The 21,108-nt window shown below is 47.8% G+C and carries 20 protein-coding genes and 2 tRNA genes; 10 read left to right on the top strand and 12 right to left on the bottom strand.

The window, feature by feature from the left end:
• Positions 1-8: 8 nt before the first annotated feature.
• Both BZG80_RS05980 and BZG80_RS05975 read right to left on the bottom strand, forming a co-directional pair.
• Positions 9-3,158: a multidrug efflux RND transporter permease subunit gene (locus BZG80_RS05980; RefSeq protein ID WP_077460120.1), complete on the bottom strand. Its 3,150-nt coding sequence runs from the start codon at positions 3,156-3,158 to the stop codon at positions 9-11.
• On the bottom strand, positions 3,158-4,279 hold the full coding sequence (locus BZG80_RS05975) for an efflux RND transporter periplasmic adaptor subunit (RefSeq protein WP_077678950.1): 1,122 nt from the start codon (positions 4,277-4,279) through the stop codon (positions 3,158-3,160). The genes BZG80_RS05980 and BZG80_RS05975 overlap by 1 nt, the downstream gene beginning before the upstream one ends.
• A 285-nt stretch (positions 4,280-4,564) precedes the next feature.
• On the opposite strand from BZG80_RS05975, the gene BZG80_RS05970 reads away from it, so the two are divergent.
• Positions 4,565-4,649: transfer RNA gene (locus BZG80_RS05970), tRNA-Tyr, on the top strand.
• A gap of 21 nt (positions 4,650-4,670) precedes the next feature.
• Positions 4,671-4,755: transfer RNA gene (locus BZG80_RS05965), tRNA-Tyr, on the top strand.
• Between the two features lie 61 nt (positions 4,756-4,816).
• On the opposite strand, the gene BZG80_RS05960 is transcribed toward BZG80_RS05965, so the two are convergent.
• Positions 4,817-5,785 carry a glutathione S-transferase family protein gene (locus BZG80_RS05960; protein ID WP_077660921.1) on the bottom strand — a complete coding sequence of 323 codons (969 nt, stop codon included), beginning with the start codon at positions 5,783-5,785 and terminating at the stop codon, positions 4,817-4,819.
• A gap of 212 nt (positions 5,786-5,997) precedes the next feature.
• Between BZG80_RS05960 and BZG80_RS05955 the strand changes: the two genes are divergently transcribed.
• On the top strand, positions 5,998-6,351 hold the full coding sequence (locus BZG80_RS05955; RefSeq protein WP_158011530.1) for a DUF4168 domain-containing protein: 354 nt from the start codon (positions 5,998-6,000) through the stop codon (positions 6,349-6,351).
• 49 nt (positions 6,352-6,400) lie between these two features.
• On the opposite strand, the gene arsJ is transcribed toward BZG80_RS05955, so the two are convergent.
• The 5 genes from arsJ to BZG80_RS05930 all read right to left on the bottom strand — a co-directional run bounded on the left by arsJ (position 6,401) and on the right by BZG80_RS05930 (position 10,631).
• On the bottom strand, positions 6,401-7,624 hold the full coding sequence (gene arsJ / locus BZG80_RS05950; protein ID WP_077678949.1) for an organoarsenical effux MFS transporter ArsJ: 1,224 nt from the start codon (positions 7,622-7,624) through the stop codon (positions 6,401-6,403).
• A gap of 81 nt (positions 7,625-7,705) precedes the next feature.
• Entirely contained in the window at positions 7,706-8,713 is a 1,008-nt protein-coding gene (locus tag BZG80_RS05945; protein ID WP_077660918.1) for an ArsJ-associated glyceraldehyde-3-phosphate dehydrogenase, read from the bottom strand.
• Between the two features lie 11 nt (positions 8,714-8,724).
• Positions 8,725-9,066, bottom strand: coding sequence for a metalloregulator ArsR/SmtB family transcription factor (locus tag BZG80_RS05940; RefSeq protein ID WP_021024015.1), 342 nt, complete (start codon positions 9,064-9,066; stop codon positions 8,725-8,727).
• Between the two features lie 106 nt (positions 9,067-9,172).
• Positions 9,173-10,234 (bottom strand): ACR3 family arsenite efflux transporter, encoded by a 1,062-nt coding sequence (arsB, locus tag BZG80_RS05935; RefSeq protein WP_077678948.1) that lies wholly within the window; start codon positions 10,232-10,234, stop codon positions 9,173-9,175.
• A 61-nt stretch (positions 10,235-10,295) separates the two neighbouring features.
• Positions 10,296-10,631 (bottom strand): metalloregulator ArsR/SmtB family transcription factor, encoded by a 336-nt coding sequence (locus BZG80_RS05930; protein ID WP_077678947.1) that lies wholly within the window; start codon positions 10,629-10,631, stop codon positions 10,296-10,298.
• Between the two features lie 265 nt (positions 10,632-10,896).
• Between BZG80_RS05930 and BZG80_RS05925 the strand changes: the two genes are divergently transcribed.
• From BZG80_RS05925 to xthA, 7 genes are all read left to right on the top strand, one after another.
• Positions 10,897-11,871, top strand: coding sequence for a sensor histidine kinase (locus BZG80_RS05925; protein WP_241833866.1), 975 nt, complete (start codon positions 10,897-10,899; stop codon positions 11,869-11,871).
• 2 nt (positions 11,872-11,873) lie between these two features.
• Positions 11,874-12,578 (top strand): response regulator transcription factor, encoded by a 705-nt coding sequence (locus BZG80_RS05920; RefSeq protein ID WP_077678966.1) that lies wholly within the window; start codon positions 11,874-11,876, stop codon positions 12,576-12,578.
• Complete coding sequence (locus BZG80_RS05915) at positions 12,571-14,031, top strand: TrkH family potassium uptake protein (RefSeq protein WP_077678946.1); 1,461 nt, start codon at positions 12,571-12,573, stop codon at positions 14,029-14,031. Before BZG80_RS05920 ends, BZG80_RS05915 begins: the two co-directional genes overlap by 8 nt.
• A 15-nt stretch (positions 14,032-14,046) precedes the next feature.
• Positions 14,047-14,700 (top strand): potassium channel family protein, encoded by a 654-nt coding sequence (locus tag BZG80_RS05910; RefSeq protein ID WP_021024009.1) that lies wholly within the window; start codon positions 14,047-14,049, stop codon positions 14,698-14,700.
• Between the two features lies 1 nt (position 14,701).
• Complete coding sequence (locus BZG80_RS05905) at positions 14,702-16,066, top strand: TrkH family potassium uptake protein (protein ID WP_077660911.1); 1,365 nt, start codon at positions 14,702-14,704, stop codon at positions 16,064-16,066.
• A gap of 511 nt (positions 16,067-16,577) precedes the next feature.
• Positions 16,578-16,778, top strand: a complete 201-nt coding sequence (locus tag BZG80_RS15735; protein WP_077460110.1) for a hypothetical protein — start codon at positions 16,578-16,580, stop codon at positions 16,776-16,778.
• A gap of 131 nt (positions 16,779-16,909) precedes the next feature.
• Positions 16,910-17,713, top strand: a complete 804-nt coding sequence (gene xthA, locus BZG80_RS05895) for an exodeoxyribonuclease III (protein ID WP_077460109.1) — start codon at positions 16,910-16,912, stop codon at positions 17,711-17,713.
• 119 nt (positions 17,714-17,832) lie between these two features.
• Here the strand turns inward: xthA and BZG80_RS05890 are convergent, their stop codons facing one another.
• The 4 genes from BZG80_RS05890 to BZG80_RS05875 all read right to left on the bottom strand — a co-directional run bounded on the left by BZG80_RS05890 (position 17,833) and on the right by BZG80_RS05875 (position 20,927).
• Positions 17,833-18,510 carry an ABC transporter permease gene (locus BZG80_RS05890; RefSeq protein WP_021024004.1) on the bottom strand — a complete coding sequence of 226 codons (678 nt, stop codon included), beginning with the start codon at positions 18,508-18,510 and terminating at the stop codon, positions 17,833-17,835.
• A gap of 6 nt (positions 18,511-18,516) precedes the next feature.
• Positions 18,517-19,257: an ABC transporter permease gene (locus tag BZG80_RS05885; RefSeq protein ID WP_077460108.1), complete on the bottom strand. Its 741-nt coding sequence runs from the start codon at positions 19,255-19,257 to the stop codon at positions 18,517-18,519.
• 38 nt (positions 19,258-19,295) lie between these two features.
• Positions 19,296-20,072 carry an ABC transporter substrate-binding protein gene (locus BZG80_RS05880; RefSeq protein WP_021024003.1) on the bottom strand — a complete coding sequence of 259 codons (777 nt, stop codon included), beginning with the start codon at positions 20,070-20,072 and terminating at the stop codon, positions 19,296-19,298.
• 84 nt (positions 20,073-20,156) lie between these two features.
• Positions 20,157-20,927: an ABC transporter ATP-binding protein gene (locus BZG80_RS05875; protein ID WP_077460107.1), complete on the bottom strand. Its 771-nt coding sequence runs from the start codon at positions 20,925-20,927 to the stop codon at positions 20,157-20,159.
• Positions 20,928-21,108: the final 181 nt, after the last annotated feature.

Genomic DNA, 21,108 nt, shown 5'->3' with positions numbered 1-21,108 from the left:
AACAGCGGCTATTTACGCGGCTCATCATGCGGATTAGTATCAAACTCACCATGACTGGTCCGATGCACGGTTTCCACTGCCAACGCTTTATCTAATTGCTGCGCCACATACTCAGGCGAATGGGTATGTACCGAGAGCAAGCGATACATCGCTGGGATCACCAGCAAGGTGACAAAGGTCGCAAAGGCCATGCCGGTGAAGATCACCGTCCCAACCGCGATACGACTCTCTGCCCCCGCCCCGGTTGACAGGATCAGCGGGATCATCCCTGCCAAGGTGGTAAACGCCGTCATCAAAATCGGTCGCAAGCGACGGACTGACGCATCGATAATCGCTTTTTCAAATGCAATACCACGATCACGCAATTGGTTGGCAAACTCCACGATTAAGATACCGTTTTTCGTCACCATCCCAATCAGCATGATCAAACCAATTTGGCTATAGATATTGATCCCTTGGTTGGTCAGCCACAAACCTAAAAAGCCACCTAGCATCCCCATGGGCACCGTCAACATCACTACCAAGGGGTTGATAAAGCTTTCAAATTGCGCCGCTAACACCAAGTACGATACCAAGAGGGCTAAACCAAACACCACCAGCACACTGGTTTGGTTGTCCCGAAAATCTTTCGACTCGCCCGAGTAGCCCACCGAGATATCAGCTGGCAGCGTCTCGGCCGCCGCGGAGTCGAGATAATCGAGTGCTTGGCCGAGCGTCACATCCTCACCTAAGTGCGCCGATAAGGTGATCGATTTTTGCTTGTTGGTATGGCTTAGACGCTGCGCAGAGGCGGTTTCTTCCACCGTGGTTACCGCATCCAGCGAGACCAATTGACCACTACGACTGCGCATATAGATACGACTCAGATCGCTCTTGCTGCTAAACGCATTTTCATCGCCACGGACATACACATCATATTCTTCACCGCGATCCACATAGCTGGTCTGCGCGCGACCACCTAACATGACTTCCAAGGTGTCGGAGACGTCCCGTACCGAAATGCCAAGTTCAGACGCACGACGGCGGTCTACTTTGACGACTAGCTCAGGCGTATTTTGGCTGTAGTCATAGTCTGGGCTATCAATCATGCCCGCTTCACGACTCATTTCACCTAAGGTCTCAGCCCAGCGATGCAACTCAGGGTAGTCTGGGCCGCTGAGTACAAATTGCACCGGCTCAGAGCTTCGACCGCCAAAGCCGGGCGCAAACGGGAACACTTGCACATCTGGCACACCATTCAGTACCTGACGTACTTCTCCGAGAATGGCTTGTGCTGAACGGTCGCGCTCATCCCAATCCGGTAAAAGCATGATCACAAAGCCGGTTTGATCGCCGGCACGACCACCAAACGCGGGCGTCTGCAAGCTCACCGAACTCAAGGTGCCCGCTTCCACCAGTGGCATTAAGCGCTGTTCAATTTGCTCAATGTTGCCCACCATGCGGTTATAAGCCGTCCCTTCAGCGCCTTTCACAAAGGCTAACAGTACACCACGGTCTTCTTGCGGCACCAACTGAGACGGTAAAGATTGCATTAACGCCCCACTGCCACCAAGGCAAAGTAGGATTACTACTGGGGCCATCCAACGCCAGCGCAGCACCTGCACTAAAGCGCGCCGATAATAGCTTTCAAGCCGCTCAAACCCACGTGTCACAATGCGGTTGACCGGACTGGATGAAACATTTAAGCGCAGTAACTTACTGCCCAGCACGGGCGTCAGCGTCAGAGCAATCAAGGATGAACACAACACGGTCACGGCCAGCATCACCGCAAATTCTGTGAATAGCTTGCCTATCATGCCGTCCATATAGGTAATGGGTAAGAACACCATCACCAGCACCGCCGTGGTCGCAATCACCGCAAAACCAACTTCTCGCGCCCCGCGGTACGCGGCCACCAAGGGTTTATCGCCTTGCTGTAAATGATGGAAGATATTTTCGACCACCACGATGGCATCATCCACCACTAACCCAATCGCTAAGATCAGCGCCATTAAGGTAAGAAGATTAATCGAGAACCCCAATGCTGAGGCAACGATAAAGGCCGAAATCAATGACACAGGCACGGTCACCGCGGGAATCAGTGTTGCACGCGCTTGGCCGATAAAGATATACAATACCAGCACCACCAACGCACCAGTAATAAAGAGCGTGCTGTACACTTCCTCTATCGATCGCTCGATAAATATGGTGGTGTCATAATCGACCCACAGACGCGTGCCTTCAGGGAGAAACGCCTGCATATCATCCACGAGCTTATGGGCACGATCAGAGATATCAAGCGGATTGGCATCGGATTGTGGGATCAAGGCCAAACTCAAGTTGTTGATACCATTGTTTTTATAGGTCGCATCTTCATTGCGTGAACCAATCGCCACGTCCGCCACGTCCGACAAATAAATCGCGGTGCCATCGGCTGTGGTTCGTATCACCAGCTGTTTAAAATCTTCCGCATCACGATACAAACGATCGCTACGCACCGGCATGGTCATCACGTCATTGCGGATTTCCCCGCCCGGGCTTTCTAGGTTTTCCTCCCGCAATGCATCGAGAATATCTTGGGTCGTGACGCCATGTCCTGCCATCTGCGTCGGATCCAGTTTCACATACATCACTTTATACAGCGCACCGTATAAATCGACCGAGCTTACGCCGGAGATCAAACTGAATCTATCTTCCAGGGTGCGCTGGGCGTATTCGGTGAGCTGGTTGCGATCCATTTCCGATGAGGCAAGATTAATGTATATCGCGGCCTCACCGGTGCCGTTATCTTTATACACAATCGGATCATTGGCATCATCGGGCAGTCCACCTTGCGCACGCGCCACCGCATCGCGCACATCACTCACGCCTTCAGTCAGTGGATGATCGAGGTTAAATTCCACCGTGATACGCGATGAACCATTACGACTGACTGACGTAATTTCATCAATACCGCTGATCCCGGACAGCTCATCTTCAATCAACTGTGTGACTTGGCTTTCCATAATGCTTGCCGACGCGCCCGAATATCCGGTGTAAATGCTCACCACAGGGCTATCAATATCCGGCATCTCACGCACAGAGAGCGTCGAAAAAGACACAGCACCAAACACACATAGCAGTAAACTCAAAACCACCGCCATCACCGGCCGCTTCACCGACACATCAGATAACCACATTAGCTGGCCTCCGTCTCAGATGCGGTCTCATCGACACGGCTTTGATCATCAGCTTGATGTTTAGGCGCTTCTGCATTTAACACTGATACTTGTGCGCCATCGCGCATGTTCACCAAGCCTTGTATGACGATGTTTTGCCCCGGTTCAAGTCCTTTACTCACTACCACTTGGTTATCAATGCGTGCACCGAGGGTAATTTCGGTACGATGGGCGATACCTTCATCATCAACACGAAACACATAGCGACGGGTGCCGGAATACTGCAGCGCTTGCACCGGGACAATCACCGCTTGCTGTTGTGGTAAGGCCAATTTTGCTTCCATCAGCATACCAGGTTGCAGTTGGCTTTCAGGGTTATCCAACGCGACCCGGACACCAACAGATAACGCGTCTTGATTGATACGAGAGTCCACGACCCGAATCTCACCATTGAACGTTTTGTCCGGCCAAGCTTGGGAGGTCACTACCACTGGCATATCAGGATATAAGCGGCTGAAATACTGCTCTGGGACTTGAATATCCAGATTCATACGCGACAGATTATCGAGACTGAACAAGGTTTCACCGATGTCCACACGCTGACCGACGCTAAGATCAAACAAACCGATACGCCCGGAAAATGGCGCGGTTAGGCGATGATCATCTAAATCAGATTGCGCCGACTGCAAACGGGCTTTGGCAATGTTGACGCTGGCTTGTTGTGCTTCCAACTCGGTTTGCGTCAATGCTCCGCGCTGCGCCAACTTATTGTATTCTTTAAATTTACGCATTTCATCATTCAGATAGGCCGACGCTTCCAGCACAGCCGCTTGGGCTTTGGCGCGGTTAAATGTCACCAAAGGTGCGTCCTTTTCAACCGTTTCCCCCGGCTGCACATGGACGGTTTCAATCCGTGCCGACACTTCCGATTCAATACTGATCTGTTGATGAGCTTTGACGTTTCCCACTAACGACAGAGACGGTGAAACAGACTGGGTTTCTACCGGCGCGGTCATCACATCCACAGAGCGAGCGCCTGGTGGTGGCGCAGATGTCTCGTCGGTCGATGGCGCCGAGTCACCAAACTGCCAGTACGCGATTCCCGCCAACACAGCGACGCCCAATAGCATCCATTTTTTCATTGCATGACACCTTATTATTTGAATAGCACCAGTGTACTGATCTACTTTTTTTTGTCCTTAAAGAATTGTAAAGACGTTGTTTTTTATCGTTATTACATCCAAATTCGAGATTTAGCTACATAGCATTCAGACTGTGAAAACTCAGGCAGGTTTCAAAAAGCGATAAAAACAACGCTTATCGCTGATTTTGGACGCAAGACGTTGAAAAAAACACCAACCGCATTCTGAGATTAAGAAAACCCTTTACAGCTCCAATCGGTTTGGTAAGATTCGCCTCAATCGCGTGGTGGAGTTCCCGAGCGGTCAAAGGGATCAGACTGTAAATCTGACGGCTCAGCCTTCGAAGGTTCGAATCCTTCCTCCACCACCATTTTATAAAGCAAGACTCCGTGGTGGAGTTCCCGAGCGGTCAAAGGGATCAGACTGTAAATCTGACGGCTCAGCCTTCGAAGGTTCGAATCCTTCCTCCACCACCATTTTTAAAGGGCCAGCATTTGCTGGCCCTTGTTCGTTGTGCGAAACAACACATTCTATTCGTTATCCAGTCAAGGCCGCCCGCCCATGCGGCGACCACAAATCTTGCTCTGGCCCTTTAGGCACAATGCGCGTCGGATTAATGTTGCCGTGGCTGTAGTAGTAATGGGTTTTGATATGGTGCATATCGACCGTTCCTGCCACGCCTGGCACTTGAAATAACTCTTTCATATAGCAGAACAAATTGCAGTAGTCGGCGATACGTTGTTTGTTACATTTAAAGTGACCCACGTACACAGGATCAAAGCGGATTAAAGTGGTAAATAATCGCCAGTCTGCTTCTGTGATCTGATTCCCAGCCAGATAGCGGTTGCGACTCAGATGATCGTCCAATACCGTCAATGCACTGAATAGCTGATCAAAGGCGTCTTCATAAGCCGCTTGTTCGGTGGCAAAGCCACATTTATACACGCCGTTGTTCACGTTCGGATAAACAAATTCATTCCACTGATCTACCGCTGCACGCAGGTTTTCTGGGTAATAATCGTCATCATTCCCCGTAATGGCATTAAAGGCCGAATTAAACATCCGAATGATATCGGCCGATTCATTACTGACAATGGTCTGGGTTTTCTTATCCCACAAAATCGGCACAGTGACCCGGCCGGTATAGTCAGGTTTGGCTTGCGTGTAAAGCTGGTGAGCGTACTCAAACCCGTATAAAGGCTCGGGCTCGGAAAACGTCCAGCCATACTCCAACATTTCGGGCGCAACGACAGTGACATCAATGTGAGGCTCAAGCCCTTTCAAATGACGCATAATCAAGGTGCGATGTGCCCACGGGCAAGCGAGAGATACATAGAGATGATAACGATCGGACGCTGCTTTAAAGCCAGCATCCCCGCTTGGGCCGGCTTCACCGCTCGCGGTTATCCAATGTCGGAATCCAGCATCTTCACGAACAAAGCGCCCGCCTGATGCTTTGGTGTCATACCACACATCGTGCCAAATACCGTCAATCAGTTTTCCCATAGGTCCTCCTTTCTTTCTATGTGCAGTATATGAAGCAACAATAGAAATGTCGGCAGACCCGATTGTTGGAGTTATTCGAAAAAGCTGAGCAATGGCTCCGACATTGAGAATGTCATGATTTTGTTAGAACTTTCTTAATCGCCTTTTTCGCGTTTGACCTTCACTCACCATGTCCTCTACTGTGAATAGCGATGAATAAAAGGAGAAAATTGATGAAACGTTTATTAGCGACCCTATCTTTTGCGTTTGTTGTTGCAGCCAGTCTGCCAAGTTTCGCTGCCAATGAGACAACCGAAATGTCGGCAGATCAGCTGACTGACCAAGTGGTGAGCAGCTACGCTGAAGCGGCTGAACAGGTTGTTTCAATATCTAAAGACTATCAAAGTAAGCTCGAGAGCATCAGTGATGAAGAGCAAGCTAAAGCACTAATGGCGGAGACGCAGAAAGAAATGGCGCAAGCCATTGAGGCAACAGGCCTATCCATTGAAGAATATAACAATGTCTTTCGTCAAGCGCGTGAAGATAAAGAACTGCAAAAGAAGATCAGCAACATGATCAATGAGTAAATATAGCTTGGAACAAGGGCAAGTGTATTCTCTTGCCCTTATTATTTGTTTAGGTTTGAGCCACCGAGACGTGCGATCTAGGTAGCCACAGCGAAATCACCGTCGTAATGAACAAGAAGACGAACGAGACCCACAAACAGGCCGCTAATCCCCATACTTGGAAAACCCAGCCCGACAACACCGTGCCAATTAATCGCCCCATCGCGTTGGCCATATAGTAAAAGCCCACGTCCAACGACACGCCATCGCCTTTGGCATAGCTCACAATCAAGTAAGAATGCAGCGACGAGTTAACCGCAAAAATAACGCCAAACAGCATTAATCCGACAATGATGACCGCTTGTGGGTACCATTGCTCGCCAATTGCGTAAGCAATAACACCCGTCACCACGGCCAATAAACCTGCCCAACCTAACGCTGCTTTACCACCCGGTGAGTGCCCTGCTTGACGCCCAGTGATTTTTGGGGCAATCCCTTGCACCACACCATAGGCAATCACCCACAGCGCAAGAAAGCCACCGACCATACTATGGCTCCAACCGAATGTGTTGCCCAAATAAATCGGTAAGGCGACGACAAACCACACGTCTCGCGCACCAAAGAGAAACATGCGTGCCGCTGAGAGGATATTGACGCTGCGCGACTTGGAAAATATTTCTGAAAACTTAGGCTTACTTTTGGCTTTACCTAAATCCGCTTTTAGTGACACCACACTGCCAATAAAGACCACAGTCAGCACACCGGCCATGGCTGCCACCGCGTATTGAAAGCCAATGAAAGACAGCAGTGCGCCACCGACAAAAAAGCCTGCCCCTTTGAGCGCGTTCTTAGAGCCGGTGAGGATCGCAATCCACTTAAACAGCGCACCCTGTGCATTATCGGGCACCAGGGTTTTGATCGCACTTTTCGCACTCATTTTATTGAGATCTTTCGCAATCCCAGATAGCGCTTGTGCCGCTATCACCCAGGGGATGGTTAGCCACGCCGCGGGTACCGCCAGCATAGTAAGCGCCACAATTTGCATGCCTAGGCCAATATTCATGGTGCGGTTAAGCCCTAATCGAGCCCCTAACCAGCCGCCGACAAGATTGGTCACTACCCCAAAGAATTCGTAAAACAAAAACAGCGAGGCAATTTCTAAGGTGCCGTAGCCTAAGTCATAAAAGTACAGCACCACCAACATGCGCAATGCGCCGTCGGTGATGGTGAAGTTCCAATAGTTAAAGGTAACCAGCATGTACTGGCGCACAGATTGGCTTAATTGAGCAAACATAGTGGCCGTCTATTTAGGTTTGATAAAAGCGGTAAATAAAGGCGATGCACTGTATGCACCGCCACCGTTAACAAGCATCACTTACTGATCGATAAGACCGACGTTGCGCACCAACTCAGCGGTGCGCGTGGCATACCCCATTTCGTTGTCATACCACGCATAGATTTTGACCATACGCTTACCCACCACCATAGTGGACAACCCATCGACAATGGTAGAGCGCTGATCGCCACGATAATCAATCGAGACTAAAGGACGCGCCTCAAAGCCAAGAATGCCTTTAAGCTCGCCGTCCGCGGCCTGTTGCAACAGTGCATTCACCTCGTCGGCGGTGGTATCGGTTTCCACATCAAAAATCACATCCGTCAGTGACGCATTGGCGAGCGGGACACGCACTGCATGGCCATTAATCTTGCCTTTTAGATCCGGGAAAATTTCCACAATGGCCGTTGCTGATCCTGTGGTGGTCGGGATCAAGCTCATGCCACACGCACGGGCGCGACGTAAGTCTTTGTGCGGCGCATCTAAAATCGTTTGGGTATTGGTTAAATCATGAATGGTGGTGAAGGTTGACTGCGCAATTCCCAGTTTTTCATGGATCACTTTCACAATCGGTGCCAGGCAGTTCGTGGTGCACGACGCCGCAGTAACAATTCGATGTTTGCTCGGATCAAAAATCGCGTCATTAACCCCCACCACGATATTCGCCACACGCTCATCTTTGACCGGTGCAGAGACCACTACGCGCTTCACGCCTTGGTCCAAGTATTGTTGTAGCAAATCCGCGTCACGGTGTTTTCCGGTTGCCTCAATCACCACATCACAACCTGACCAATCGACTGCATCAATCGCTTTCTCTTGGCTTGTCGTTAATGTTTGGCCGTTAATCTGCACGCGATTGCCTTCCGCACTCACCGCGTGATGCCAACGCCCTTGTACCGAATCAAACTCCAGCAAATGCGCCAGCGTTTCGGTATCACCGGCCACATCGTTAATGTGCACAAACTCGAGCTCTGGCCAATCAAATGCAGCCCGTAATGCCAAACGACCAATTCGACCAAATCCATTAATCCCGACTTTAATTGTCATTACTCTCTCCTTTACACGCAGCAGGTGGGGCGTGACGCCATCTTGGCAAGCCGCGTGATATCTTCTTGATAAGTGTCTTTTAGGCAGTTGGAATCAACTAAGCCCTGAATTTGTTTGCGCATCCAGCCCGGTAAATCAGCGGCTAAGCGATAAAACACCCATTGCCCTTGGCGCGTATCAACCAACACCCCACTGGCCCGCAGTTGTGCCAAGTGGCGTGAGATCTTAGGCTGTGAGGTATCCAGCGCTTCGGTGAGCTCGCACACACATAACTGCCCTTCACGAGCAATGAGCAGCAAACACCGCACGCGCGTTTCATCCGCTAACAATTTGAAAAACTGGTGAGGCAACATAGGCTCTCTCATTACGCTTTATTAAATGCACATATGGATATACGTATATTAATAAACCCAAGCATGCACGCAACCCTGACAGACAGGAATTCATAAAAGCTTCATATTAAATCGTATAACGCCGCTTCATCCTTAGCGCGATATTCACCAAAGCAATCAACACCGGTACTTCCACCAGCGGCCCAATCACTCCTGCAAAGGCTTGATCAGAGTGAATGCCGAATACCGCAATCGCCACCGCAATCGCCAGTTCAAAGTTATTACCGGATGAGGTAAACGCAATTGACGCGTTGCGGTCATAGGGGATCCCCAGTTTTTTACCCACAAAGAAGCTAATAAAGAACATCAACACAAAGTAAGTTACCAGGGGTACGGCGATACGTAACACGTCAAGCGGCAACGCAATAATCGCCTCCCCTTTTAGGCTAAACATCAACACAATGGTCGCCAACAAAGCGATTAACGTTATCGGGGAAATACGTGGCAAAAAGACGTCTTCGTACCATTGTTCACCTTTTTTAGCGACCAGCACGGTACGTGATAGATAGCCCGCCAAAAAAGGGATACCCAGATAAATCAGCACACTTTGCGCGATGTCCCCCATGGTCACATCCACCACATAGCTTTGTAACCCCAGCATAGGAGGTAAAACGGTGATAAATAGCCATGCCATCACACTGTAGGTCAGGATCTGAAATAAGCTATTCAGGGCCACTAGGGCCGCGCCATACTCTTTATTGCCACCACTGATGTCGTTCCACACCAAGACCATAGCAATACAGCGTGCAAGGCCAATTAATATCACTCCCGCCATATACCCTGGCTCATCACGCAAAAACAGCACCGCCAGTGTGAACATCAGAATAGGACCCACCACCCAGTTCATGATCAGCGACAGCGTAATGGCTTTTTTATCGCGCGTGACCGAGCCTAGTAAACGATAATTTACCTTTGCCAGTGGCGGGTACATCATTAAAATCAAGCCAATCGCCAGGGGTACATTGGTGCTCCCGACCGATAAGCGTTCACTGAGGGTCGCAACGTCGGGAAAAAGCCATCCCACACTGACCCCAATGGCCATGGCGAGAAAAATCCACACGGTTAAATACCGATCGAGCCATCCCATTTTTTGCGCGGCCGACGGTGCACAGGTTTCAGATTGAGACATAAGACAAATCCTTGGTTATTGCTGACGTTGAATCACTCGTGTTGCTGATGGGACACGCTACCTATTGATGATGTCCACAAGCCGTATTGCCCTGCATTACAGGCGTGACAGAGCTCAGAAGCGAGGGGTTATTGATGGCTGTGGTGCGCAAAACATCGCGCATCCACTCAGGTAAGGTTGGGTGTAATTGGTAATAGACCCACTTACCACGACGCTCTCCGACGACTAACTGATGCTTGCGTAGCTCGGCCAAATGTCGAGAAATCTTGGGTTGATTCAGGGCTAACGCCTCCATCAGATCACATACACATAACTCACCATGCTGTGAGAGCAGCAATAGAGAGATCAGCCGAGTGGGCTCAGATAAGGCTTTGTAAAATGTTAGGGTGTCACACATCGCTATAGTCTACTTTGCATACATATGGAATATCATATATATGGAGTTCCATATGTCAATCTGGGCACTGGTAAATAATGATTAATTAAAAAGAGCGTGGTTTCGTCGACAAATTCTACCTCTTTGCCATCACTCGAATAGACTTTACGCTTTTTTTACGCGGCGAATGGCGACGTTTTTGATACATTACGGGCCTTCATGAATGGTGTGAGCTTCGAGAATGTTACAGTCTCTTCGTCGATACCCTGTGTGGGCATCTTTTAGTATGCTCGGCGTCACTCTCCTACTTTGCTGGGGATTGAATGCCTTCTTCCCAGTGACGATTGCCGTATTACTGCTTCTTCAACTCGCCGTGGCCATTGTTGCCCTGCAATCTGGCCCCTCTCTGGCTGTGCCGATATCTTTAGTGGCAGCACTGAGCTTTAATTTTCTTTTCACCGCCCCGCGCTTTTCTTTACAAATGAGCGACGTCACTGACGTCATTAATTTGGTGGTATTTATGTTGGTCGCTGGCGTGACAAGTTACATAGCACACTTTTACCGCCAACAACGTGATGAATTAGAGCAAACCCGATTAAGAAATAGCATCTTACTCTCCGTTTCACACGACTTACGTACCCCGTTAGCGACAATTATTGGTACCTTGACAACGTTGCAAGCGTATATGAATAAACTGTCGCATACAGAAAGAAATGAGCTACTCGATAGCGCGACGCAAGAAAGCCACCGCCTACATCACTACATAGAGAACTTGCTGCAAGCAACTAAATTGCAACACGGTAGCTTAGTGATCAATAAAAACGCTGAAAACATCATCGATGTTATCAATGTTTCTGTCTCTCGGTGTCATGAGCCTGAACGAGTAAAAATTACCAGCACTGAATCTCCTACTGTGCCGGTCAGCCGTGCACTAATAGAACAGGCCCTGTTTAATATTATTGATAACGCCTTAAGATATTCTCCGGCAAACACCATTGTGACTATCCATGTATATAGTCAATCAAACAATATATACATCGATATAAAAGATCAGGGTGAAGGGATCCCCCTAAAACATGCACATAAGATATTTGATCTTTTTTATACAACGCACGAGGATAAAAAAAGCGACAGTGGATCAGGGCTGGGGCTGGCGGTTGCTAATGGAGTTATACGGGCACATCAGGGCAGGATTGAGTTAGCACACTCAGAAATAGGCTGTTTAATGAGAATTCGTTTGCCTGTGGATGGTGGAGAGTAATGATGGCATACCGCGTATTATTGGTTGATGATGAAAAACAAATCCACACATTTGTCCGAATATCACTGAATGCAGAAGGGTTTGATTATCTCGGTGCATATTCATTAGAGAGTGCATTAAGTGTTATTCAGCATCAGTCCCCCGATGTGATTATTTTGGATTTAGGCTTACCCGACGGCGAAGGTATTTCTTTACTCAATCACATTCGAGAAAAAGGACATACAATACCGGTTATTATTCTCACCGCACGCGATCAGGAAGAAGAGAAAATTACGTTACTCGAAGCCGGTGCAAATGATTATATAAGCAAGCCATTTGGCGTGAAAGAGCTCATTGTAAGAATAAAAGTGCTCGTTAGAGATTTAATCGCGCCTTCAAAGAAAACCGAGGACCTCATTCAGTGTGGTGAGTTAAGTCTATCTTTGTYAAGCCATCAATTTTGGTATCACTCTCGTTTAGTCTCGTTAACGAAGAAAGAGTTTCATTTCATGAAAATACTGATGGAAGGAAACGGCTGTTTAGTAAAACAAGATGACCTTCTCATCTCAATTTGGGGTGAGACACACAGGCAAGACAACCATTATCTGCGTGTTTTAGTCAGTCAGATAAGAAAAAAGATATGTGAGGACGCAAGTCAACACAACATAATAAAAACGGAACCTGGCATTGGTTATCGCCTTTGTGTTAACGAGGATGACCATGATTAACCCTAAAAGCACCGTTCGTTTATTATCGATGCCCATTCTATGGATGGGCATTGTCCAGTTTGTCTTTGGCCTGTTGTCGCTTTTTTTATTTAACGATCATATATCTAAACTTTTTTTTGGCCCAGCCACCGCAATATTGTTTGTGTCGTTTTTGATCTCATTCTTCTTCAGAAGAGAAACACTAGATAATGTAGCATTTAGAGAAGCACTTATTTTCGCAACCTTGACCTGGGTTGTAACTGGTATTCTCGGTGCATTACCCATTTATTCAGTAACCGGCGTTAACTTTACTGATGCGGTGTTTGAATCTATCAGTGCATTAACCACAACAGGTGCTACGATTTTATCAGGCCTAGACGCAATGCCGCCTTCTTTTTTAATGTATCGTCAATTTCTACAATGGATGGGTGGGCTCGGTGTTGTCATTTTTGTTGTGGCGGTCTTGCCGATGCTCAATGTTGGCGGAATGCGTCTCCTTAAAGCAGAAACACCTGGCCCAATAAAAGACGACAAGCTTTCTCCTCGGATAACAAAAACCGCCCATTATCTATGGGGAGTCTATTTATCTATTACGGCATTATGCGCTCTTTCTTATTACGTCTCAGGCATGTCTCTCTTTGACGCCATAGGCCACAGCTTTACAACCGTCTCTACCGGTGGCTTTTCAACGCATGATGCTAGCATGTGGTACTTTGAAAGCCATAGCATTTTAATGATTGCGAATGTTTTTATGCTGTTAGGGGCTATCAACTTTGGTTTGCATTTTCGTGTTTTTCAGCGCGGTGCAAAAGGCGTGAAGTTATACATTCAAGACGAAGAAGCCAGAATATTCGTACTCATTGTTCTTTTTTTGGGGAGTGTGTTAGGCCTCTATCTCTATAAAACCGAAACTTACCCATCATTGGCATCCTCGGTAAGCTTTGCACTTTTCCATGTCGTGTCTTTTATTACCAGTACTGGTTACGGTGCTGCTGATTTAGGTGCGTGGCCGGCCGCAACTACATTGTTTTTAGTTTTCTGTGCTTATCTTGGCGGCTGCTCTGGCTCAACAGCAGGTGGTAATAAAATCATTCGAGATATCATCACATTTAAAGTGATACGTCGTGAAATCCAACAGCTTTCACATCCGCGTGCAGTGATCCCAATTCGATACCAAAATAAGGCCGTGTCGTCTGATGTTACCAATGCCATTATGGCGTTTATGTCATTGGTAGTATTAACCACGGTTGTGTTTACGATTTTAATGATGATGACTGGGCTTGATTTTTGGACATCGTTCACTGCTGTTGTCGCTTGTATTAATGTATTAGGCCCTGGTTTTGGTGATGTAGGTAGCAATTTCCAGCCTGTAAGTGATATTGGGATATGGTTGCTTAATTTGGCAATGATTCTTGGTCGGCTAGAGTACTTTACGGTTCTAGCTATGTTATTACCCCATTTTTGGAAAATATAATAAGGTTATCATGCTATGGCACATTTTACTGTCATTGGGTTAGGTCGTTTTGGTATCGCAGCGAGCCTCGAGCTTATTCACCTTGGTCATACCGTTACCGGTGTCGATAAAGATTCTAAAATGGTTGAGCAATATGTGGAAGATTTGACCCAAGCGGTTATTTGTGACTCCACAGACGAAAATGCACTACGCGAACTTGATTTAGCAAATAGTGATGCTGTGCTTGTCGCGATTGGAGAAGATATGCAATCCAGTCTCTTGTGTACGCTTGCGTTAAAGAACCTAGGTGTCAAAGAGATTTGGGTTAAAGCCAGTACCAAAGCGCACCATACGATTGTCTCTAAATTGGGCGTGTCTCGTATTATTCATCCTGAAGAAGAAATGGGCATACGTGTTGCCCAGTCTTTAAACTATCCAATGGTTAATAATTATCTTGCCATTGGTCATGGCTTGTACGTTGTAGAAATTGAAATAAAACCCAAACTTCATGATAGGACAATTGCACATGCACTTGGCGATGCGCGGACCAGCATCACGCCATTGCTGGTTAAGCGCGGTCAAGAGGTAATCACGGGGTTAGATACAGGCTTTGAATTGCGTAAAGGCGATCAATTACTTTTGTGTGGAACCCGAGCCGAACTGAAATATATTGCCCCGAGGTTAGTGTGACATGGTGTTATGGCATCCCTCTGTTAGCCCCGTAGAGCGTAAACCGAAAGCGGGTAAGAAACTGTTAGGTGCACCACCGCTGATTCTAAGTGGTAGCTTTGCATTGTTGATTCTATTAGGAACATGTCTTTTAAAATTGCCTTTCGCAACGACTGCGCCTATCTCTTGGATTCAAAGCCTATTTACAGCAACCTCAGCAGTGACAGTCACTGGGCTTGTTGTTGTTGATACAGGTACCCAGTTCACTATGTTTGGGCAAACGGTGATTGCACTGCTTATCCAGTGTGGTGGGCTGGGTTTAATGACCTTTGCCATTGTGACGTTAATTGCGTTGGGCGGACGGATAGGTTTTTTACAACGAACCGTCGCGCGTGAAGCGTTCAATCAGACAGATGCCTCAACGTTAACGTCAACAGCTAAGTCGGTACTTGTTTTCGCGCTACTGGTTGAAGTGATTGGGATGGCAATACTCACACTGCGCTGGCAGGGCGAGCTAGGTTGGAGTGACAGCTTATTCCACGGCTTTTTTTACACCATTAGTGCATTTAATAATGCAGGGTTTGCCCTCAGCGCCGATAGCCTAATGCCATATGTCGATGATATTACAGTCAATCTGACCATTACTGCGCTCTTTATTATCGGGGGCTTAGGCTTTACCGTATGGATCGACTTGCGGCGTCATCGGCGTTGGTCAAAGCTCACGGTGTACAGCAAAATGATGATCATAGGGACATGTTTAATTAATGGTGTAGCGTTAATTGCCATTTACCTCATTGAATACGACAACCCCAATACACTGGCTCCCTTGAGTGAATCTGGAAAATGGCTTGCTTCGTGGTTTCAAGCAGTAACACCGCGTACTGCTGGCTTTAATACATTGGCTATTGATCAGCTCGAGGATGCAACCACCGCCATTATCTTGGTGCTAATGTTTATTGGAGGAGGATCGCTAAGTACCGCTAGTGGCATAAAAGTCGTCACCTTTATGGTACTTGTTTTGGCAACATATGCATTTTTACGTCGTGATGAAGCGATTTACGTCTATAAACGTGAAATAGCCAGAGACACCGTCAGTAAAGCGTTAGCTCTGTCTCTTATCTCGATAGGGATGACTTGGTTCGCTATTTTTTGCTTGTTGTTGAGTGAAAGCGCAGAAATGACGGATGTGGTGTTTGAAGCCGTGTCCGCATTAGGAACGGTAGGCCTTTCACGAGGACTCACTGGGTCATTATCTGATGTGGGTGAGTTTATTATCATTTTTATGATGTTTGCTGGCCGACTGGGTCCGCTAACTTTGGCTTACTTTTTAGCCAGCCCAAGAAAGAAAAAGCTACGCTATGCCGAGACAAAGCTGGCGATAGGATAAGCGAGCGCTAGAATCATTAACGCGGTGCTGATGTGCCGCGTTGATAGTCGTCAATACCAAGAAATTATTGGTTAAAACCCTTTACATCGTAAAAAAATGCTGTAGTGTGGCCAAAGCTCTAGATACGAAGCATCAAAAGACATCAAGTCAAAGTCGAGACAGACCACGCTATTTCCCGCATAGACTCTCTGCAGTATTCCACTTTCGCTTTTTTCCTACATTGATAACCCGTTAACTTGAACACTTTATTTGCTACCACGCTGTTTATTTGTGAACGCTGTTTATTTGCAAAAACCGATGCGCTGGTATCACTTTACTTGTGGTAATAGCTTGACTGACAACGTGCTGACTTATTAAGCAGCACAAACTGTAAAGCACCACGATCTGTTAAATATATGGAGATCCAATATGGCTGCAACAAACGGCAGACTGCGTCACTGGTATCATTTGCGCCGTGCGCAAACACAACCACAAACACCATCAACCACATTTAAATCAGTAAGGAACGCCATTGATAGTTAATTTTGCTCTTCCTAATCTTGCCAACTGGCAGGTCGTGATCCATCAGTTTAACGGGGATATTATCCTCAAGCATTTGCTTCATCGTCTTCCTGTTTTGTCTCAACCTACCCTGCGTTTTGACCCCTGCACCCAAGAAGGCGCGATTTTTAGTCAAGGTGAGTGCTTAGGCGCCTTTTCGATCGCAAGCTAATTTCCCCCCATTACGTACCACGCATCCTCGTCACCATACGCCGAGCATTGCATTGAGGCCGCCTTTCCGTTCATTGAACGAAGCTGGTAAAGTGTCTTACTATCAATAAGACAACAAAGGCAGCCTCACACGTGAAAATCATCTCTTTTAATATCAACGGTATTCGAGCGCGTTTACATCAACTGCAAGCCTTAATTGAAAAACACCAGCCTGACGTGATCGGGTTGCAAGAAACCAAGGTGCACGATGATGCCTTTCCACTCGCCGATGTCGAAGCCATGGGCTATGAAGTACACTTTCATGGCCAAAAAGCGCACTATGGTGTGGCGATGCTATGCAAAAAGTCGCCAATCAGCGTACAAAAAGGGTTTCCAACCGATGATGAAGACGCCCAACGCCGTATGATTATGGCCACGTTTGAAGGCGAAAATGGCCAACCTGTCACCGTTCTCAATGGTTACTTTCCCCAAGGGGAAAACCGTAGCCACGAAACCAAGTTTCCTGCCAAGCGTAAATTCTACCAAGATTTGATGACCTATTTAGAGGGTCGTGATCCCAGCGAACACCTGGTGGTCATGGGCGATATCAACATCAGCCCTAAAGACGACGATATTGGTATTGGCGATCACAATGCCAAGCGCTGGCTACGCACCGGTAAGTGCTCTTTCTTACCTGAAGAGCGTGAGTGGTTAGAGACGTTGATGAATTGGGGCTTCGTGGATACCTTCCGCACCCTACATCCAGCGGTGAATGATCAGTTCTCGTGGTTTGACTACCGTTCGCGCGGTTTTGATGATAACCGTGGCTTACGCATTGATGTGGTGTTAGCCACCCAAGATCTTGCCAGCCGCTGTATTGATGCGGGGATTGATTACGAGCTGCGCGGCATTGAAAAACCCTCCGATCACGCGCCAATTTGGGCCACCTTTAAATAAGCCCTCGAATTGGCCGCGCAAGCGCGCTTAACAATATCGCTTAAGACGCCGCTTAATATTATTACGCCGCAGCATGGCTATGCTGCGGCGTTTGTCATTTTGCGATATGCCTATAACAGCTAGCTCAAAGGCCGCATATGACGTAAAAAGCGACGCTCTGCTAAGCGGAACATCCATAGGATGCTAAATGTCAGCGCCATATAGAACACACCCGCGGTCAAAAAAGATTCAAAGGGCGCATAATAACGCGAATTTACAATCCGAGCCGCCCCAGTGAGATCAACAATGGTGATAATCCCTGCCACCGCTGAGCCGTGAAGCATAAATACCACTTCGTTACTGTATGCCGGTAAAGCACGGCGCATCGCACTGGGTAGAATGATCCGCGAAAAGGCTTTATACGGGCTCATGCCATAGGCAATCGCCGCTTCCACTTCTCCTTTGGGTAAGCCATTGATGGCGCCACGAATAATTTCAGCGGTATACGCTGCAGTGTTGAGGACGAATGCGACGAGCGCACAAAACCATGCATGTTGCCACAACGAATCTTCAACGTTTACCACTTGGCTTAGGCCGTAGTAAATCAAATACAGTTGGATCAGTAGCGGCGTCCCCCGAAAAAAGTAAATAAACGCCCACGCAGGATAACGCCAAAGGGGAAACTGTGCATTGCGCGCCACGGCGACAGGCACGGCCACCAGCAAACCAATCACTAACGCGGAGGCCACCAGCCATACGGTCGTCCAAAGGCCATCGAGATAAATCGGCCATGTTTCGAGTACAAGTGAAAAATCCATAGTCACCTACCGCGTATGAATACTAAAGCGACGCTCCATCCAACGCAGCCCGGTGGTCGAGATGCTGGTAAAGAGCAAGAAAATAAGCGCGACGGTAAAGTAAAACGTAAATGGCATTTGGGTCGAGCCGGCTGCCAACGCGCCTTTACGTACCATGTCATCCAAGCCAATAATGGACACCAGCGCGGTGGTTTTTAACAGTACCAACCAGTTGTTACCAAATCCTGGCAGCGCATGGCGGATCATTTGTGGCAACAAGATGCGGCGAAACGCCAAACTACTGCTCATACCATAGGCGCGCGCGGCTTCCATCTCGCCGGCGTCGACCGCCATGATGGCCCCCCGAAAGGTTTCAGCCATGTAAGCACCAAAAATAAAACCAATAGTTAGGATCCCGGCGATAAACGGGCTAACGTCGATATAGTCGGGTAAATAGGCAGTCCAGTCATGATCGGGATTTTGTCCTGCCATGTACTCATTGAGCCATTCATTCATGCCATATAAGCTGTTATTGAGCAGCATTTGACCGCCGTAAAAAATCAGCATCATCAGTACCAAATCAGGGATCCCACGAATCACCGTGGTATAAACGGTCGCAATGCCACGCAACCAACCCAATTTAGATAATTTGGCAAGCGCCCCGAGCATCCCGAGTAACATGGCCAAGCCCAGTGATAATAGCGCAACCTGAAGGGTCACCCATGCGCCTTCAAGCAGGGACCACTCGTAACCTTTCAAATCAATCATATGATTCGGGCAGCACTTTCATGCTGCCCGCCTGCCTTTTACTCGCCGTAAACGTCGTAGTCGAAGTATTTGGCAGCAATCTCGTCATACACGCCTTTTTCACGTAATGAATCAATTGCTTGATTAAGTTTCTCAGTCAGCGCTTTGTCTTGTTTGCGTGTCGCAATCCCAAAGCCCTCGCCAAACCACTCAGGGTCAGTCAAAGAAGGACCGATAAATTCAAATTCATCGCCACCCTCTTTATCGAGAAGCCCTTGCTGCAAAGCGGAAGCATCACCCAAAATAGATTCAATACGACCCGCTTTTAGATCAAGATAGGCCTCATCAAACGTACCGTAACGGACGATATCAACCGCGTCGCCATAGTTGTCGGTAAGATATTTGTCGTGTGTGGTTGCACGCTGTACACCAATTTTCACCCCGTCGAGTCCTTCTTTGGTGAAGGTGAGATCCGTGCCCTTTTCGGCCACAAACTTGTTCGGGATTAACGCGTATTTATTGGTAAAATCTACCTTTCTTTTACGCTCTTCTGTGATCGACATCGCCGCGATAATGGCATCGTATTTACGCGCCAGCAGTGACGGAATGATCCCATCCCAATCTTGCGCGACGATCTTACACTTGGCCTGCATTTCCTCACACAGCGCATTGGCCATATCGACATCAAAACCTTTGAGATCACCTTCGTTTGTGGTCCAGCTAAAAGGAGGGTAGGCGCCTTCAATACCAAAACGTACGACCTTCCAATCCTTGGCTGCAACGGAGGTTGACCCAACTGCGGCCATCACGGCGGCGGCAACTAGCCATTTTTTCATCTTCCTTTCTCCTGTCGTTTAACGATGTTGTGTGGGCAAAGGCCCTATTGCATGGTTATGCTATTGATAATTCTATTTAATTAATCAGTATATTGACGATATAAATTGCTGCAGACGCTCAGAGTCAGGTGCATCAAACAGTTCTTTCGGGTTGCCCTGCTCTTCCACTAATCCTTGATGCAAGAACATCACATGATTAGAGACATCACGCGCAAAACTCATTTCATGGGTTACCACCAACATGGTGCGCCCTTCCTCGGCCAGTGAACGCATCACGCCCAACACTTCCCCCACTAACTCGGGGTCAAGCGCGGAGGTTGGCTCATCAAACAGGAGTACTTCTGGCTCGACGGCAAGCGCTCGTGCAATGGCAGCACGCTGCTGCTGGCCGCCTGACAAGTGGCCGGGATAGTAGTCACGGCGCTCGTATAAGCCAACCCGATGGAGAAAGGCTTCAGCATCTTCAATCGCTTTTGCTTTGGGCACGCCGAGCACATGCACTGGCGCTTCAATCACATTTTGCAGCACGGTCATGTGCGACCATAGATTGAACCCCTGAAACACCATCGCCAGACGAGAGCGAATGCGCTGTACTTGTTTATCGCTGACGGGCACCGGATCGCCTGCACGGTTATTTTTCATTTTGATCAATTCACCATTGACCCAAATTTCACCGCCAGTAGGGGTTTCGAGTAAGTTAATACAGCGCAAAAAGGTACTTTTACCAGACCCGGAAGACCCGATAATCGAGATGACGTCGCCGCGGTGGGCATCGAGTGAAATGCCTTTGAGCACTTGATGCTGCCCAAAGCTTTTTTTAAGTGACTTAACCTGTAGCGCTACTGCATCCGTCATGCGCTAACTCCTATCATCCGTGATAATTATTGTATTGAGTTTATCAATTGAAAATATCACCCCTTCTCTTGAGGAGCAACATTTTGTTAACCTTTAAATCTGTTTTATTATAGTCACTATTACTGCATAAAAAGTCAAATGCAATATTTAATGCTGAAAAAATGAACACTCAGTATCTGGG

The organism is Salinivibrio sp. MA440, from assembly GCF_001996265.1.
Classification (GTDB): domain Bacteria; phylum Pseudomonadota; class Gammaproteobacteria; order Enterobacterales; family Vibrionaceae; genus Salinivibrio; species Salinivibrio costicola.
The sequence above is the reverse complement of the archived record's forward strand: the minus strand, read 5'-3'. Positions and strand labels throughout refer to the sequence as shown.